Origin of the sequence: Pseudoxanthomonas indica (assembly GCF_900167565.1) — a bacterium.
In the GTDB taxonomy this organism is placed as follows: Bacteria; Pseudomonadota; Gammaproteobacteria; order Xanthomonadales; family Xanthomonadaceae; genus Pseudoxanthomonas_A; species Pseudoxanthomonas_A indica.
This window is the reverse complement of record NZ_FUZV01000001.1, coordinates 180,304-196,840: the sequence shown is the minus strand read 5'-3', so window position 1 is coordinate 196,840 and position 16,537 is coordinate 180,304. Positions and strand designations below refer to the sequence as shown.

Annotated in this window: 17 protein-coding genes; 11 read left to right on the top strand and 6 right to left on the bottom strand. The window is 65.0% G+C overall.

All coding sequences use genetic code 11. From position 1 onward, the window contains the following. The first annotated feature begins 20 nt into the window (after window positions 1–20). Both B5X78_RS00855 and B5X78_RS00850 read left to right on the top strand, forming a co-directional pair. Window positions 21–701, top strand: coding sequence for a YdeI/OmpD-associated family protein (locus B5X78_RS00855; protein WP_244898543.1), 681 nt, complete (start codon window positions 21–23; stop codon window positions 699–701). Window positions 702–786: 85 nt separating this feature from the next. Beyond that, window positions 787–1,674 carry a ZIP family metal transporter gene (locus tag B5X78_RS00850; RefSeq protein WP_079722609.1) on the top strand — a complete coding sequence of 296 codons (888 nt, stop codon included), beginning with the start codon at window positions 787–789 and terminating at the stop codon, window positions 1,672–1,674. 94 nt (window positions 1,675–1,768) lie between these two features. Here the strand turns inward: B5X78_RS00850 and B5X78_RS00845 are convergent, their stop codons facing one another. Then, complete coding sequence (locus B5X78_RS00845; protein ID WP_079722608.1) at window positions 1,769–3,550, bottom strand: M14 family zinc carboxypeptidase; 1,782 nt, start codon at window positions 3,548–3,550, stop codon at window positions 1,769–1,771. 132 nt (window positions 3,551–3,682) lie between these two features. Between B5X78_RS00845 and B5X78_RS00840 the strand changes: the two genes are divergently transcribed. The 3 genes from B5X78_RS00840 to B5X78_RS18845 all read left to right on the top strand — a co-directional run bounded on the left by B5X78_RS00840 (window position 3,683) and on the right by B5X78_RS18845 (window position 7,056). Then, window positions 3,683–5,305: a POT-type proton-dependent oligopeptide transporter gene (locus tag B5X78_RS00840; protein ID WP_079722607.1), complete on the top strand. Its 1,623-nt coding sequence runs from the start codon at window positions 3,683–3,685 to the stop codon at window positions 5,303–5,305. Between the two features lie 9 nt (window positions 5,306–5,314). Beyond that, a complete protein-coding gene (locus tag B5X78_RS00835) occupies window positions 5,315–5,926 on the top strand; it encodes a rhomboid family intramembrane serine protease (protein ID WP_079722606.1) in 612 nt (203 codons plus the stop codon). A gap of 197 nt (window positions 5,927–6,123) precedes the next feature. Next, entirely contained in the window at window positions 6,124–7,056 is a 933-nt protein-coding gene (locus tag B5X78_RS18845) for a hypothetical protein (protein ID WP_139381340.1), read from the top strand. Window positions 7,057–7,178: 122 nt separating this feature from the next. On the opposite strand, the gene B5X78_RS00825 is transcribed toward B5X78_RS18845, so the two are convergent. Beyond that, entirely contained in the window at window positions 7,179–7,382 is a 204-nt protein-coding gene (locus B5X78_RS00825; protein WP_079722605.1) for a hypothetical protein, read from the bottom strand. 183 nt (window positions 7,383–7,565) lie between these two features. Here B5X78_RS00825 and B5X78_RS00820 point away from each other — a divergent pair, with 183 nt between their 5' ends. The 4 genes from B5X78_RS00820 (at window position 7,566) to B5X78_RS00805 (ending at window position 10,459) form a co-directional block, all read left to right on the top strand. Beyond that, on the top strand, window positions 7,566–7,844 hold the full coding sequence (locus B5X78_RS00820) for a GNAT family N-acetyltransferase (protein ID WP_139381339.1): 279 nt from the start codon (window positions 7,566–7,568) through the stop codon (window positions 7,842–7,844). An 81-nt stretch (window positions 7,845–7,925) separates the two neighbouring features. Next, window positions 7,926–8,768 (top strand): DUF3298 and DUF4163 domain-containing protein, encoded by an 843-nt coding sequence (locus B5X78_RS00815; protein WP_079722604.1) that lies wholly within the window; start codon window positions 7,926–7,928, stop codon window positions 8,766–8,768. A 14-nt stretch (window positions 8,769–8,782) separates the two neighbouring features. Further along, window positions 8,783–9,895: a cyclopropane fatty acyl phospholipid synthase gene (gene cfa / locus B5X78_RS00810; protein ID WP_079722603.1), complete on the top strand. Its 1,113-nt coding sequence runs from the start codon at window positions 8,783–8,785 to the stop codon at window positions 9,893–9,895. A gap of 132 nt (window positions 9,896–10,027) precedes the next feature. Then, on the top strand, window positions 10,028–10,459 hold the full coding sequence (locus tag B5X78_RS00805) for a hypothetical protein (RefSeq protein ID WP_079722602.1): 432 nt from the start codon (window positions 10,028–10,030) through the stop codon (window positions 10,457–10,459). A gap of 79 nt (window positions 10,460–10,538) precedes the next feature. Here B5X78_RS00805 and B5X78_RS00800 read toward each other — a convergent pair whose 3' ends face one another. Together B5X78_RS00800 and B5X78_RS00795 are read right to left on the bottom strand one after the other, a co-directional pair. After that, window positions 10,539–12,704, bottom strand: coding sequence for a M3 family metallopeptidase (locus B5X78_RS00800; protein WP_176140826.1), 2,166 nt, complete (start codon window positions 12,702–12,704; stop codon window positions 10,539–10,541). 144 nt (window positions 12,705–12,848) lie between these two features. Then, a complete protein-coding gene (locus tag B5X78_RS00795) occupies window positions 12,849–13,454 on the bottom strand; it encodes a hypothetical protein (RefSeq protein ID WP_217698628.1) in 606 nt (201 codons plus the stop codon). A 104-nt stretch (window positions 13,455–13,558) separates the two neighbouring features. On the opposite strand from B5X78_RS00795, the gene B5X78_RS00790 reads away from it, so the two are divergent. Continuing rightward, the gene (locus tag B5X78_RS00790; RefSeq protein WP_079722600.1) at window positions 13,559–14,041 is read left to right on the top strand and encodes a glutathione peroxidase; all 483 of its coding nucleotides are present in this window, start codon (window positions 13,559–13,561) and stop codon (window positions 14,039–14,041) included. Window positions 14,042–14,045: 4 nt separating this feature from the next. Further along, complete coding sequence (locus B5X78_RS00785; RefSeq protein WP_079722599.1) at window positions 14,046–14,441, top strand: hypothetical protein; 396 nt, start codon at window positions 14,046–14,048, stop codon at window positions 14,439–14,441. A 3-nt stretch (window positions 14,442–14,444) separates the two neighbouring features. On the opposite strand, the gene B5X78_RS00780 is transcribed toward B5X78_RS00785, so the two are convergent. Both B5X78_RS00780 and B5X78_RS00775 read right to left on the bottom strand, forming a co-directional pair. Beyond that, window positions 14,445–15,224 (bottom strand): ferredoxin--NADP reductase, encoded by a 780-nt coding sequence (locus B5X78_RS00780; protein WP_079722598.1) that lies wholly within the window; start codon window positions 15,222–15,224, stop codon window positions 14,445–14,447. A gap of 24 nt (window positions 15,225–15,248) precedes the next feature. After that, window positions 15,249–16,412, bottom strand: a complete 1,164-nt coding sequence (locus tag B5X78_RS00775; protein ID WP_079722597.1) for an NAD(P)/FAD-dependent oxidoreductase — start codon at window positions 16,410–16,412, stop codon at window positions 15,249–15,251. Window positions 16,413–16,537 lie beyond the last annotated feature (125 nt).

Sequence of the window (16,537 nt, the reverse complement as noted above, 5' to 3'; positions counted from 1 at the left end):
AGTGAGCTTCATGGATCGTGATGGATGCCGCCGCGGCGATCTTCTGCCGCGTACCGTCAGCGCGCTACAGTGCCGGCATCTTCGCCTTGGCAGGGAACATGAGCCAGCACGATCCGCGCATAGATGCCTATATCGCCCGTTCCGCCGAGTTTGCGCAACCCATCCTGGAGCGCGTGCGGGCATGGGTCCACGAGGCCTGCCCGCAGGTGGAGGAAACGTTGAAGTGGGGCATGCCCACCTTCGTCCATGCCGGCGCCATCCTGTGCGGCATGGCGGCGTTCAAGCAGCACGCCACCTTCGGCTTCTGGCGCCACGCGCAGGTGCTGGGCGAAGGCGAACCACGCGAAGGCATGGGCAGCTTCGGCAAGCTCACCCGGCTGTCGGACCTGCCGCTCAAGAAAGATCTGCTGCCTCTGATACGCAAGGCGATGCAGTTGAACGAGGCGTTGGCGCAGGGCAAGGCGCCACGCAAGAGCTCCACGGCGCGGCCGGCCTTGCAGGCGCCGGAAGATCTGCTCGCCGCCCTGGCCAGGAATGCCAAGGCGCAGGCGACCTATCTGGCCTTCAGTCCCAGCAAGCAGCGTGATTACATTGAATGGGTCACCGAAGCCAAGCGCGAAGACACCCGCCTGCGCCGCATCGCCGAGGCGGTGGCATGGATGGCCGAAGGCAAGAGCCGCAACTGGAAGTACGAACGCTGACCGCCGGTCTGGTCCGCTGTGAACGGTCTGGTCAGCGAACGGCGTTAGTATCGGAAAGACCGGCCATGACGGAGCTGCGTCACCGATGAACCGCGTTCTGCAACCGCTGGCATTCCGACACGCGACCGCCTGGCCGTACCTGGCCGGCAGCGGCCTGATTGTCGCGATCAGCCTGTGGTTGCTGGCGTGGGCGCCGGAGCAGGCCAGCGGTGCGATGGCCGGCTGGCGTGGTGGCGCTCTATGCGCCCTGGCGACTGCCTTGGGTGCGCTGCCGGTATTGGTGGTGCGCGGGCTGCCGCAGCGCCTGGCCGACGGTCTGCTGGGCTTCGGCGCGGGGGTGATGCTGGCGGCCACGGCCTTTTCGCTGGTGCTGCCGGGTTTGAATGCCGCGCGCACTGTGGGCTTCGACGCCTGGGGCGCGGCGGCGGTCATCAGCGGCGGTGTGTTGATGGGCGCGCTGGCGCTGCTGGCGCTGGATCGCGTACTGGTCGACGACCCGCGTGATGCACAGCGCCCTGGCGCGCCGCTGGTGCCGGCGCGGGTGCTGGTGTTCGTGTTCGCGATCATGCTGCACAACGTGCCCGAGGGCATGGCGGTGGGCGTGGCCGCGGGTGGTCACCTGGCCGGCGCGGAGGGCCTGGCCATGGGTATCGCGCTGCAGGACGTTCCCGAGGGCTTGGTGGTGGCGCTGATCCTGGCCGGCGCGGGCATGGTGCGGGCCAAGGCGGTGTTCATCGGTGCGTTCTCCGGCGTGGTGGAGCCGGTGGCAGCGGTGCTCAGTGCATGGGCGGTGACCGTCTCTGCCTTGTTGCTGCCATGGGGGCTGGCGTTCGCCGCCGGCGCCATGCTGACGGCGGTGGCGCACAGCGTCATTCCGGAATCGAACCGGAATGGGCATGGCGGTTATGCGACCCTGGGCCTGGCATTCGGGTTCTGCCTGATGATGACCTTGGATACCGCATTGGGCGGCTGACAGCAAAAAAGGGGGTCAGAGCCCCATTTTCGTCGCAGGAGATCCGGACGCAGCCTGATCCGCGTACTTGAAAACGTACTCTGACCCCTGTTTCTTAAAGTGCCTGGTCCACTCGGTACACGGGATACAGGTTGAAGCGCTCATCCCAGGAAGGATGCAGCCGGTAGAAGAACTCCAGGCGTGCATTGGGATCCTTGGCAAACGCCGGATCGGTCTTGAGCTTCTCGTCGAAGCGGGCCTTGATCGCGGGGTCATTCAGCATCTGCCGCGCCACGTCCTCGGCGACGTAATCTTCCATGTACTCCTTGCGTTCGAACGCCGCGTTGAACTCGCCCCAGGCGGCGAGGGAATCCGGCGCCTGCGGTTCCAGCAGCGCCATCACCAGCCGCGATTTGGCCTGCGCGATCGGCACGAACAGCGAGCCGGCCGGCAGATCGCGCGTGTCCGTCGACCATGCGCCTTCCAGCGTCAGGCGCTGGTGCGTTTCCACCGGCTGCGCGGCGAACTGGGTCTTGCTGGCGCGGAAACTCTGCACGCTGCTGTGCGGGTGCGCAGTGATGCGACGGAACTCGATGCCGTGCTGGCGCAGTTTCTCGCCCACCCAGACTGCGTGGGCGGCAGGCACCACGTAGCCGGCGGCGGGCGCGGGTACGGTCAAGGCAGGCTGGATGTCATCGCGCATCGGCACGGTCCAGATCTGCGGAGTCTTTTCGTCGTAGCGCGTCATCAGCGCACCGGACACGTCCGACGGCGTGCGCGTGTACGCATAGCCGCGGAACTGCACCGGGTGGCTCTTGTCGCTGGCGGCCCAGTTCAATGCCACGGGCTGGCCGCCGAGTTTGGCCGCGTCCACATCTGCTTGTTCGGCCAGGGCCAGCCATTGCTGGCCGTGTGCGGCGACCTGATCCAGCACCGAGACGATGGTGTTGCGGGTAATCCGCACGCGCACCGGATATTCCTTCCACGAGTGCGTTTCCACCAGCATGCCGATGCGGTTGCGCCACTGGAAGTAGCCGTGCGAGAAACGCGGCGGCGCCACGCTGTCTTCGAAGCCAGAGCTGGGATCGTCACCGACCACGAACGACGGGTAATACGGCAGCGGCAAGGAGCCTTGCTTGGCGAGGTCCGCAATCACGCCATCACGCAGGGCGACACCGGCGCCGCGCAGGTTCGCATCGCCCGCGTGCACGGGCTCGACCTGGATCGAGATGTCGTGTTCGAACTGGGCGCCATCGGTGGCGTGCAGATCCACGTAGACCAGCGGGTTCCAGTCTTGCACCAGACGCAGCATCGCCTGCATTTCCGGTGCGTCGGCCTTGACGTAGTCGCGGTTGAGGTTGAAGTTCTGCGCGGTCACGCGCCAGCCCATTTCTTCCGGGCCGCGCTGGTTGGGACGGTTCCAGGCGCCGAAGCGCTCGTGGCCATCGACGTTGAACACTGGCACGAACACCCATACCTGCTTGTCGAGCGCGCCGGCCGCGGCCTGGCCTGCCAGCACCTCGCGCAGCGCCAGGAAGCCTGCATCCTTGCCATCGATCTCGCCGGCATGGATGCCGCCCTGGATCACCACCACCGGCAGCTTGCGACGGCGCGCCTGATCGGCGGTGAGCGCGCCACTGGTGGAGACCACCAGCGCCTTCATCGGCCGGCCTTCGGGCGTGGTGCCGAAGTCGATGCAGCGCACCGCTTTCGGGTAGGCCTTGGCGTAGCGATTACACAGGGCGATGACTTCGTCGTAGCGGCCCGTGCGCAGGAAGCCGGATTGCTCGGACAGCGTGGTCAGGCCGGCAGTAGGCGCGGCCTGGGCGTGGGCGGGCAGGGTGAACGCGGCGTGGGCGCCGGCGATCAGCAGGGCAGCGCAAAGCGGACGAAGCATGGGCGCGGACTCGTGCAGGTGAAAGGAACGCATGATGCCTGCCTGAAGCCGCTGCGCACACCCTGACGGAGGAGGTTCGACCCCTCCGGGCGAATCCGGTACCCTTCAGCCAATTTGCCAGCGGAACACCGGATGAGCACTCCTCTTGAAGCCAGCGCGGGCAGGTTGCCGCGGCAGATCCCGTACATCATCGGCAACGAGGCCTGCGAGCGCTTCAGCTTCTACGGAATGCGCAACATCCTGGTGCAGTTCTTGACCAGCAGCATCCTGCTGGCCTACCTGCCCGAAGCCGAACGCGCGGGCATGGCCAAGGATGTCTTCCACAGCTTCGTCATCGGCGTGTATTTCTTCCCGCTGCTGGGCGGTTGGCTGTCGGATCGCTACTTCGGCAAGTACAACACGGTGCTGTGGTTCTCGCTGATCTACTGCGCCGGCCATGCCTGCCTGGCGGTGTTCGAAGGCGACCGCACCGGTTTCTATAGCGGCCTGTTCCTGATCGCGCTGGGCTCGGGCGGCATCAAGCCGCTGGTGGTGTCGTTTGTCGGCGACCAGTTCGACCAGAGCAACAAGGGCAAGGCGAAGATCGTCTTCGATGCGTTCTACTGGACGATCAACTTCGGCTCGTTCTTCGCCTCGCTGCTGATGCCGCTGATCCTGAAGAAATTCGGTGCGGCCTGGGCGTTCGGCATCCCGGGCATCCTGATGTTCATCGCCACCTTCATCTTCTGGCTGGGGCGCAAGCAGTACGTCAACGTGCCGCCCGACAATGCCGACCCGGACTCGTTCATGCGCGTGGTGTTGAGCGCCTTGCGCACGCAGCGCAGTGGCGAGGCCAGGCCGGGTTACCTGGTCGCGGTCGCCGGCGTGGTCCTGGCGGTGGCGATGCTGTTGGGCTGGGCGCTGACGGCGACCGGGCTGGTATCGGGAATCTGGCCGGAATCGTTCGGTTTCGTCATCACCGCCTGTCTGTCGCTGGGCGCGTTGATCGCCTTCGGCGGCTGGGGCGCATCGCTGCAGCTGGAACGTGCGCGCGGGCTGCATCCGGACGCGGCAGTGGACAGCGTGCGCGCCGTGCTGCGCATCCTGATCGTGTTTGCGCTGGTGACGCCGTTCTGGTCGCTGTTCGATCAGAAGGCATCCACCTGGGTACTGCAGGGCAAGGAGATGGTGATGCCGCACGACGCCTGGTGGTGGCCGAGCTGGCTGGTCAGCGAAGCCGGCCAGCTGCAGGCGCTCAACCCGGCGATGGTGATGCTGCTGATCCCGTTCAACAATCTGGTGCTGTATCCCTGGCTGCGCCGGCTCGGCTTCGAGCCCACGCCGTTGCGCCGGATGGGCTGGGGCATCGCGTTTTCCGGCCTGGCCTGGATTGTGGCCGGCGTGCTGCAGCTGTGGATGGATGGCGGCGATGCGGTGTCGCTGGCCTGGCAGATCCTGCCGTATGCCTTGCTGACCTTCGGCGAGATCCTGGTGTCGGCCACCGCGCTGGAATTCGCCTACAGCCAGGCCACCCAGGCCATGAAGGGCGTGATCATGGCGTTCTGGTACCTGACCAGTACCTTCGGCGGTCTGTGGGTGTTGCTGACCAATGCCGGTGTGCGCAACGAGACCGTCACCGCCCACATCGCCAGCACCGGCCTGAGCGAGAATGCCTTCCTGATGTTCTTCTTCGCCGGCTTCGCCTTCGTGGCGGCGCTGGCGTTTGCCCTGTATGCGCGGCGTTATCCGATGCAGGACAATTACCGCGTCGCCTGAGGATTCTTGATGCAAGCCCCGATTACCCTGTTGCTGATCGCCGTCACCACGATTGTCTCGCTGCTGGCGTTCAAGACGCCCGGTCTGGCGGGCCGGTTGATCCTGTGGCCGCCGGCGATTGACCGCAACAAGCAGTACGACCGCCTGGTGACCTACGGTTTCATCCATGCCGATTACTGGCACCTGCTGTTCAACATGCTCACGCTGTTCTTCTTCGGCCGTTTCATGGAGCCGATGATGGCGCAGCTGTCCGGCCACATCTGGGCGTTTCCGCTGCTGTACCTGTCGGCGCTGGTGGTGTCGATCCTGCCGACCTACCTCAAGCACCAGAAGGATCCCAACTACCGCGCGCTGGGCGCTTCCGGCGCGGTGTCGGCGATGTTGTTCGCGTTCATCCTGCTGCAGCCGTGGGCGCGCATCTACGTCTTCGTCATCCCGATGCCGGCCATCCTGTTCGCCGTGTTGTACGTGGCCTACAGCATCTGGATGGACAGGCGCGGTGGCGACAACATCGCGCACGGTGCGCATCTGGCGGGCGCGGCCTATGGCGTGCTTTTCATGCTGGTGATGCAGCCACAGGTACTGGGACACTTCCTGCGCGAACTCGGTATCGGCGGTTGAGTGGTGCGCATGCTCACTTGATTTGAAGATCGGCTGTGTTATCCACGGATGCAACGCAACCCGTGGAGCAGAGCATGGCAACACGCGCACGCAAGACGGCCGGTGGCAGCACCGGCGCAAAGAGCAAGTCCACCCGCAGCGCGACCGGCAAGGCCAACAAGCAAGCCGCACGCAAAGTGGCAGCGGTCAAGAAGGCAGTGAGCAAGGCCGCCGGCAAGGTGATTACGGCAGCCAAACGGGCGGTCGGCCGGGTCACCGGCAGTGCGACGAGCACACGCAAACCGGTCGCGAAGAAGGCGCCGGCCCGCAAGACAGCCGCTGGCAAGAACGCCGCCAAGTCGGCCGCCAGCAAGACCAGCACGCGCAAGAGCGCGGCCGGCAGCACGCGCCGCGCGCCGGCCAGGAAGGTTGCCGCCAAGCAGGCGACCAGGAAGACAGCGAAGAAGTCAGTGAACGCGTCGACGGCCAGGAAAGCGCCCGCCAGGAAGACTGCGGTCAAGAAGTCTGCGGTGAAGAAGGCGGCGGTGAAGAAGGCTGCAGTGAAGAAGACAGCGGTCAAGAAGTCTGCCAACAAGAAAACCACCGCCAGGAAGGCGGCTCCCGGCAAATCCGCCGTCAAGAAGACTGCCGTCAGGAAGTCACCCGCAACGAAGTCAGCCGCACGCAAAACCACACGAACGCCAGCGAAGAAAGCGGCGCCGCGCAAGGCCTCTCAGCGCAGCGGCGCGGGTCAGGCCACGCGCCGGTCAACCACGCATTCGGCACCGGCCACCCAGGTCGCGGCAACGACGCCGACTGCGGGCGTGACGGTCAAGAAGACCACCGCCAACAAGCGCGCGGGCCGTCGCGGTACGACGCGCAAATCGGTGACTCCGGCGCAGGCGTTGGCCAAGACCCAGGCACTGCTGGCCCGCAAGCGCCAGCATGACCGTGAGCCGGCGCCGTGGCAGCAGTTGGATCACGGTCACAATGCCGCTGCACCGAAAGAAAGCGGCGCACAGTCGCCGGCAGCGGCGAACAAACAGGTGGAATTGCATGCGGCCGAAAGCCGGATGAAGGCCATCCAGGGCAGCATGAGTGCGCGCGATCGCCGCAGTCAGGGCAAGCGCGATCATCGGGGAGACGAGTGAACCAGGACGCGGCATCCGCGGTGCGGGATTGCGCTGGCGAGTCCGGCGACCATGCCGGTCGCCGCTTGCAGCAACGTCATTGCGACCTCTCCGCCGCGGGGCGGGGAGGCCGGTGGGCGGTATCAGCCCACCATGCTCTTGGAAATCTTGGCGCTGCCGATTTCTTCCATGGCATAGCTGGACAGCAGACGCTCGTAAACCGCATTGTTCAGGCGTTCGAACTCCCAGTCCTGGGTATGCCCGGTCACGGTGAGCTGGAACAGGCCTTCGAGCAGCGTGGAATCGCTGGCGAGGGCCGCTTCGGGCGCTTGGTCGATGGCACTCATCGGGTGTCTCCGTACGTCAAGGGTCGTGCCCGTTACACGCAGGGACCGTGCCAACTTTCGAAAACCGTATGAACCATGTGAAAGCGAGTCGGACGTCGTCTTTTTGACGTGACCCAAAGTGACGTTACGCGTCGACTTCTGTCCGTTCAGGCAAAACCAACGCGAATTCAGAGGCTTAACAGCGTGACAGACATCACGATTCACCATGACTCCGCCGCCCGGCGCTTCTGGACTGAAGTGGAGGGAGAGCAGGCCGAACTCGTCTATCGGCAACTGCCGGACCGCATCAGCATTGACCATACCGGCGTTCCACCGGCGATCGGCGGGCGGGGCATCGCCGGCGCTTTGGTGAAAGCGGCCCTGGAGTATGCGCGGCAGCAGGGATGGAAAGTGATTCCGGCATGCTCCTATGCCGCTGATTATGTGCAGCGCCATCCGGAGTACGCCGACGTGCTTGCCTGAACCGGCAGCGCGCGCCATCTGGAGGGCTGCTGCGCTGCGCCATACACTGGCGCCGTGCCATTGGTGGACAAGGAGCCCCACATGCAAACGCATCTCCGCAACGCCGTGTTGATCGCCGCCATCGGCGTCGCCCTGACCGCGTGCAAGCGTGGCGACGACGCCGCGCCGGCGGCCACACCGTCAACTCCCGCGCCCGCCGCCACCACGCCGCCTGTCGCCGCGCCTGCGACCGGTACTCCCGTCCTGAAGGACGTGCTGGAAACCTCCGACCGCATGGTGGTGGGCATCACCTATCCGGTGGGTTTGGAACGCTATCCGGGCCTGGTCGAGGTGTTGGCCAAGTACTCGCAACAACGACGCGATGAGCTGAAGGGCGAAGTGGACGCCCTGGGCAACGACCGGCCCACCGTTCCTTACGACTTGACCCTGAGCTACCAGAAGCTCGCTGAAACGCCGGACCTGGTGGCCATTGCCGCCGACGGCGACCTCTATAGCGGCGGCGCCCATGGCCAGCCGCTGGTCATGCGCTATGTCTGGCTTGTCCGCGACAGCCGCCTGCTGACTGCCAGTGATTTGATCCCCACGGCGGCAGGCTGGACTGCGGTCAGCAGCTACGCGCGTGCGCAGCTGAAGATTGCATCGCAGGAGCGCGCCAGCCAGGACAGCGCATTGACGCCCGAGGAACTGGCGCGGGTTCTGAGTGACGACGCCAAGTCCATCGATGAGGGTGCAACGGCCAAGCCGGAAAACTTCGAGCACTTCGAACCGTTGCTGGATGGTAACCAGAAGATCCGCGGCTTGCGCTTCGTGTTTCCGCCGTACCAGATTGGTCCCTATGCCTACGGTGTGCAGAATGTCGATGTGCCGGCGTCGGTGCTGAAGCCGCATATCGCGCCAGCCTACCGCGATCTGTTCTCTCCCTAGCCAGGTCTCGTGCCATGCCTGACCGCGTCGCCCGGAAAGTCCAAGGACTGCTGGCCGAGGCGGATGTGCGGATTGGCCAGCAGCGGGACTGGGACATCCAGGTTCACGACCCGCGCTTTTACGGGCGTGTGCTGAGCCAGGGTTCGCTGGGGCTGGGCGAAAGCTACATGGACGGCGACTGGGATGCGCGCTCCCTGGATGGCGTGCTGTATCGCCTGCTGCGCGCGCATGTGGACGAGCGCGTCCGCGCAGGCGACCTCCTCGATGCGCTGTATGCGCGCTGGTTCAATCCGCAGACGCGCGCGCGCAGTCGTCAGGTAGGCGAGCGTCATTACGATCTGGGCAACGACCTCTATCGCGCCATGCTGGGCCAGCGCCTGGTCTACAGCTGCGCATACTGGCGCGATGCGCAGACGCTGGACGCGGCGCAGGAGGCCAAGCTGGATCTGGTTTGCCGCAAGCTGCAGTTGCAGCCGGGCATGCGGGTGGTCGACATCGGCTGCGGCTGGGGCGAAGCACTGAAGTTTGCCGCCGAGCACTACGGCGTAAGCGGCGTGGGCATCACCATCTCGCGCGAGCAGGCCGACTACGCGCGGGACCTGTGCGCTGGCCTGCCCATCGACATCCGCCTGCAGGATTACCGCGATCTGAGTGAGCGCTTCGACGCCGGCTTCTCGCTGGGGATGTTCGAGCACGTCGGACAGAAGAACTACCGGACCTATTTCGAAGTGATGCGGCGTTTGCTGCCCGCGCAGGGCTTGTTCCTGCTGCACACCATCGGCGGCAATGTCTCGGTGCGCCGCACTGATGCGTGGATCAACAAGTACATCTTCCCCAACTCCATGCTGCCTTCGGCAGCGCAGATCAGCCAGGCCAGCGAAGGCTTGTTCGTGCTGGAGGATTGGCACAGCTTCGGCGCCGACTACGACCGCACACTGCAAGCCTGGCGATCCAATGTGGAAGCCGCATGGGAGCACCTGGACGCGCGCTACGATGAACGCTTCCGGCGCATGTGGCGGTACTACCTGTCGGCGTCGATGGGAGGATTCCGTGCGCGGCGGTTGCAGCTGTGGCAAATCGTGTTTTCGCCGTCGGGTCGTGCCGGCGGCTACATCGCGGCGCGCTAGGCTGCGAGTGGGGTGTGCTGACTCTCGCGCCTAACAAGCACGCGCTAATGGACTCGTGGGAATGCGCGTCATGTAGCTTGCTGCTTGATGTATGTTATGCCTTCATCTGTCGTCTGGCGGAGTGCTCGTCCCATGTTGCAGGCAACAGCAGAGCTTGCGATCCTGAAATCAATTCCCGGCAGATACCTCTTGCTGGGGTTCCTCGGCACATGCGTCTTTACGTCCAACGCAGGCGCGCCGACATTTGTGCCCATCGAGCAAGTCTTCATGCACGCCGATAAGTACGATGGACAAATCGTCCAGGTCGCCGCTTGCTTGAATGCCACCCGGCATGGAATGGCGTTGGTTGCATGCAACGGCAACAGCACACAGGTGGAGTTCGAGGAAACGAAAGGGTTCGAAGCGGATTTCAAGAGAATCCTCGACCTCGGCTTCAACAATCTCGACAAGGACCCGGTGCGCTTGCGTGTCTCGCTTGAAGGCGTCTATCACCGAAGAAGCGAGGCGGGTCATGCGTGGCATGCCCTCGACGTACGCAGCGTTTCTCTGGCTGAAGTCAGGTAACGACCCATCGTCATCCCAGCAAAAACCATCACGCCACCCGAAGGTGGCGTGCTGGCTGTTGCGACGAGGAAGGTGACGCTTACTTGCCGGGTGCGGTCAGGCCGCGCTTTTCCAGCAGGGGCTCGATCTTGGGATCGTGGCCGGCGAAATCATGGAACAGCTTCATCGCGTCTTCGCTACCGCCACGCGAGAGCAGGGTGCTGCGGAAGTGGTCGCCATTGGCGCGGGTCAGCCCGCCGTGTTCCTCGAACCATTTCTGGCTGTTGGCGTCCAGCACTTCCGACCAGATATAGGCGTAGTAGCCGGCCGAATAGCCGCCCATGATGTGGCTGAAATACGGCGTGCGGTAACGCGGCGGCACCGGCTTGTAGTCGATCTTGTCGGCGGCCAGCGCATCGGCCTCGAACTTGATCACCCCGGCGGCGTTCGGAATCTTGTCCGCGCCGACCTGGTGCCAGCGCTGATCCAGCATGGCCGCACCCAGGTATTCGGTGGTGGCAAAGCCCTGGTTGAACTTGGACGCGGCAATCACCTTGTCCAGCAACGCCTGCGGCATCGGCTCGCCGGTCTTGTAGTGCTTGGCGTAGTTCTTCAGCACCGACGGCCAGTCGGCCCACATCTCGTTGACCTGCGAGGGGTACTCGACGAAGTCGCGCGGCACGTTGGTGCCGCTGAAGTAGGGGTACTCCACGTTGGAGAACATGCCGTGCAGCGCATGGCCGAATTCGTGGAAAGCGGTGGTCACTTCATCCCAGGTCAGCAGGGTCGGCTGGCCGGCCGGCGGCTTGGGAATATTGAGGTGGTTGGCCACCACCGGCTTGAAGCCGGTCATCGCCGACTGCGACACGTACGAGTTCATCCACGCACCGCCACGCTTGGAATCGCGTGCATACATGTCGGCGATGAAGATCGCCAGTTGCGTGCCGTCGGCGTTGTAGACGTCGTAGATGGTGGTGTCGGGGTGGTACAGCGGCAGGTCGGTGCGCTTCTTGAAGGTCAGGCCGTAGAGCTGGTTGGCGGCGAAGAACACGCCGTTCTCCAGCACGTTGGTCAGTTCGAAGTAGGGCTTGAGCTGGCTTTCGTCATAGCTGAACTTGGCCGCGCGGACCTTCTCGCTGTAGAACGACCAGTCCCAGGGCTCGAGCTGGAAGCTCGGCTGGCCCTTGGCCTTCTGTTCCTGGTCGATCACCGCCTGCAGATCCGCGGCTTCGCGCTTGGCGTTGGTCACCGCGGCCGGGGCCAGCTTGCCGAGCATGGCGTTCACCGCCTGCGGGGTCTTGGCGGTTTCGTCTTCCAGCACGTAGGTGGCGTGGTCGGGATAGCCGAGCAGCTTGGCGCGTTCGGCGCGCAGGGTCATGATCTTCGAAATCAGCTCGCGGTTGTCGAACTTGCCGCCGCGGCTGCCACGCGCCACCGAGGCCTCATGCAGGCGCTGGCGCAGGGCGCGGTCGGTGAGCTGGGATTCCGGCGGCTGGCCGGTGGTGTTGAGCAGGGTCAGCACGTACTTGCCGTCCAGCTTGCGCGCCTTGGCCACATCGGCAGCGGCGGCAATCTGCTGTTCGGTCAGGCCGTCGAGCTGCTTGACGTCATCGACCACGATGGCCGAGTCGTTGACCTCGGCCAGCACGTTCTGGCTGAACTTGGTGCCCAGATCCGCCAGTTGCGCATTCATCGCCTTGAGCTTGGCCTTGTCGGCGTCGGAGAGCTTGGCGCCGGCGCGGACGAAATCGGTGTGGTACTTCTCGATCAGGCGCACGCCTTGGGCGTCCAGGCCCAACTGGGCGCGCTGGTCATACAGCTTCTGCACGCGCGCGAAGAGTGCGCCGTTGAGGTAGATCGCATCGCGGTGGGCAGCGAACTTGCCGGAGTAGTCGGCCTGCAGCTGTTCGCGGGTGTCGTTGGTGTCGGTGCCGACCAGGTTGTAGAACACGGTCTGCGCACGGTCCAGCGTGCGGCCGCTCTTCTCCGCCGCCAGGATGGTGTTCTCGAAGGTCGGCGCGGCACTGTTGTTGGCGATCGCGTCCATTTCCTTCAACTGCTCGGCCATGCCGGCGTCGAAGGCCGGCGCGAAGTCGCTGTCCTTGATCTTGTCGAATTGCGGGTAGTGCAGCGGCAGCGGGCTGTCGGCGAAGAAGGGGTTGCTGGCCTTGGCGGCTTCGGTGGCCGCAGGCGTGGCGGCTTGGCTGTAGGCGGGCATGGCGATTCCAAGGGTCGCGGCAAGCGCGAGGGCAAGGCGGGTCATCAGTGCAACTTCCTTCCAGATAGGGCTCCGGGCAGGCTAACCCAAGCCCCGCCGATGGGGCGCGTGACGAATGGCCTATTGGGAGCGGGCCGGACAGGCGTTAGGGGCTCCGGCCGGGACGAGGCTCTGCGTGGCCGGGCGCCGCGGTTACAGGGTTTCGAATTCGCGCGCGATCCAGAGCCACTGGTAGAGCAAGGCCAGCACCGCGAACGTGGCGTGGTAGCGCGGGCTGCGGGTGATCATGGCGATCACGCAGCCGCCGATGTACAGCAGGTTGCGCAGCACATACTCCGGGCCAAAGCTGTGGAAGTAAGCCGGCCCCTTGATCCAGGTGTCGACGAAATCGACCACGAACACCAGCGCCAGCAGCCCGAAGAACCATTGCCGGCGCTGGTAGTAGTAGTCGCGGTAGTCGGCGTAGTCGTCCAGGCTTTCCGGGAAAATCAGCGCGCACAGCAGGTACAGCAGCAGCGCGAACAGCGCCACGAAGAAATACAGGTTGAAGTTCCAGTGCACCAGGTGCGAAAGCCGGTATTCCCACCACCAGAACCACAACAGGTACGAGAACATGAAGAGCGCCCACAGCAGGTGCACGCTGTAGACCTTGTAACGGCGCGGCCGTTCGATGATGCGGGCGAAGTGGCGCAGCAGATGGGTCAGGCCCAGGCCGACCACGAAGCCCATCAACACCCGCACGTGCAGGTAGACGGTGGCCATGGAGGCGGCGTCGGACGCATGGGGCGAAGGCTGCATGCCGCACTCCCGGTCGAAAGAATGGGCCAAGACTAATCCATGCCAGGGCCCTGTAGCGGCAGCTTCTTGTTTACCATGGCAGCCAATCCCCCCGGAGACCTGCCATGACCACCGCCTACGATTTTTCCGCCACTGATATCGATGGCAAGGTCCGGTCGCTGGATGAGTACCGCGGCAAGGCGCTGCTGATCGTCAACGTGGCGTCCAAGTGCGGCTTCACCCCGCAGTACGAGGGGTTGGAAAAACTCTGGCGCCAGTACCGTGACCAAGGGCTGGTGGTATTGGGCTTCCCCTGCGATCAGTTCGGTCACCAGGAGCCGGGCGACGAGGCGGAAATCAAGAACTTCTGCTCGCTCAGCTACGACGTGACATTCCCGATGTTCGCCAAGGTGGATGTGAACGGAGACGCCGCGCATCCGCTGTGGCAGTGGCTCAAGCAGGAAAAGAAGGGCTTCCTGGGCACCTCCGGGATCAAGTGGAACTTCACCAAGCTGCTGGTCGGTCGCGACGGCCAGGTGCTCGAGCGCTTCGCGCCCACCGACAAACCCGAATCGCTGGCCAAGGACATCGAGGCTGCACTGGCCTGATCCGATGTCGCACGTCCCCGAGTCGCCGTACCGCATCCGCTTCAGTTCCACCGACTTCGGCCTGAAGGCGCATGTGCAGGGCGTCAACGGCCGGCTCGACACCACGCTGGCCTATTGGCGCGAGATCGCCGATGAAGTCCGCCGCGTGCAGGCGCCCTGCCTGCTGGTGGTCGATGACATGGAAGGCGAGCCGCCGCCGCCGGAGCACTTGCTGGAATTCGTCCAGGCCATGCGCGGCCTGGGCATGGAGCAGGTGCGGGTGGCCTATGTGGAAAAACACCTGGAACAGATTCCGCAGGTGGAGCTGGCCAGCATCTTTGCCAGCGAACATGGCTTCCAGGGCCGTGTGTTCGCCGACGAGCGCAGTGCGGTGACCTGGCTGCGCTACGGCGAGCGCTGAGGCTTACTTCTCGACGAAGGCGCGCTCGAACACGTACTGGCCGGCGGTGCCGATGCGCGGCGCGGCGGTGAAGCCACGGCCATCGAGCAGGGCGCGGAAGTCGGCCAGCATCTGCGGGCTGCCACAGATCATGGCGCGATCATGTCCGGCATCCAGCGCAGGCAGGCCCAGGGTTTCCATCATCTGGCCGCTGGCCATCAGATCGGTCAGGCGCCCGTGGTTGGGGAACGCTTCGCGGCTGACCGCCGGGTAGTACAGCAGCTTGTCGCGGATCATTTCGCCGAGGAACTCGTGCTGCGGCAGTTCCTTTTCAAAGTAATCGCGATACGCCAGGTCCTGCACGCTGCGCACGCCGTGGGTCAGGATGACCTTGTCGAAGCGTTCGTAGGTTTCCGGATCCTTGATGATCGACAGCCACGGCGCCATGCCGGTGCCGGTGCCCAGCAGGTACAGGTTGCGGCCCGGATGCAGGTCGCTGATCAGCAGGGTGCCGGTGGGCTTGCGCCCGATCAGCACGCTGTCGCCGGGCTGGATGTCCTTCAGCCGCGAAGTCAGCGGGCCGTTCGGCACCTTGATGCTGAAGAACTCCAGCTGCTCTTCCCAGTTGGCGCTGGCGATCGAGTAGGCGCGCAGCAGCGGCTTGCCCTCGGTCTGCAGGCCAATCATCACGAACTGGCCGTTGTCGAAACGGAAGCCGTCATCGCGGGTGGTGGTGAAGCTGAAGTAGTCGTCGGTCCAGTGACGGACGTCCAGCACCGTCTCGGTGCCATAGGCGGATGACATGGGGGACGTAGGGGGATGGTGAACTCAGTCTCGCATTGTAGCGGAGCCGGCGGCGGGCGCCTGCGGAGCCGATTGTCGCAGCGCCGCGCCGGCGCCGCGGTCGCCGCGCCGATGGAAGTACAGCTGTTCGGCAAAACGCCGCAGCGCCGGGGTTTTCAGGGCCAGATTAAACACGGCGTCGGATTGCAGATGGTCGAGTCCCCAGCGCAGCACGCGCTTGCTGGTGAAGCGGGACACGGCCTGCTGCGCGAAGCGCCGTGCATGACGGGCGTCCAGGCCAGGATCGCGGTCCGACGCGCCCAGCCATCGACCCAATGCGCTGCCGTGGCGCAGGGCCGAGTGGATGCCGCCGGCAGTGACCGGCGAGACTACCCCGGCGGCATCACCGAGCAGGTGCGCGCGATTGCGTGACAGCCCCTTGACCGCGCCGCCGCAGGGAATCAGCCCGGCGCGCACGCTGTCGGCGCGCATCGGCAGCGTGCCCATTACGGGTGCGACATGACGCAGAAAGGCGCGGATATCCGGCAGGCGCGGCGCACCCGCGTGCGCGCGGTGAGCCAGGCCTGCCTGCACGCCGGTGGGGGTCTGCGCGACCCAGCCGATGTAACCGCGTGCGAAGCGTCGGCTGACGAAGCAGTGCAGGGCGTCCGCATCGGCCAGGCGTGCATCATCGAATTCGAACTCCACGCCGTGCAGGAATTCAGTGTTGCGGCTCAGGCCGCAGCGTTCGGCCACGCGCGATCGCGCGCCGTCGGCGCCGACCAGATCGCGGCAGCGGCCGATGCCGGGCAGATGCCAACCTTCGGCATCGCGATGCGCTTCGCGGAACGAGGTGCCAAGACGCAGTTCAACACCGGCCGCAGGCAGTTTGCCGGCCAGCCAGCGCATCAGCGCCGGCGTGTCGGTGGTGTGGAAGGCATGTCCGTTGCAATGTAACTGCAGCCGCCGCAGGTCCGGTGCATACAGGCTGATCTGCGGCACCGCACGCAGCAGGGAGTGCGGCACGTCGGCCAGCAGCGGATGGGCCAGCGCCTGCGGAACGAGGATGCCGGTAGTGTGCAGGCGTTCGCCTGGATCGTGTTTGCGTTCGAGCACGCACACCGACAGGCCTGCGGCTGCCGCTTCGAGCGCGCAGGCCACGCCGGCGAAACTGGCGCCGACAACGATCAGGTCATAACGGGATTCCACGCCACACTCGCTCCATGTAATAGATGCGTAGCAGCGTGTTGGGGCGCGGTGGTGGGCGTTTGAAGCGAGGGTGAAGGCTGCGCCCGCGTACAGCCCGGAAACAGACAAGGCGCCCGCAGGCGCCT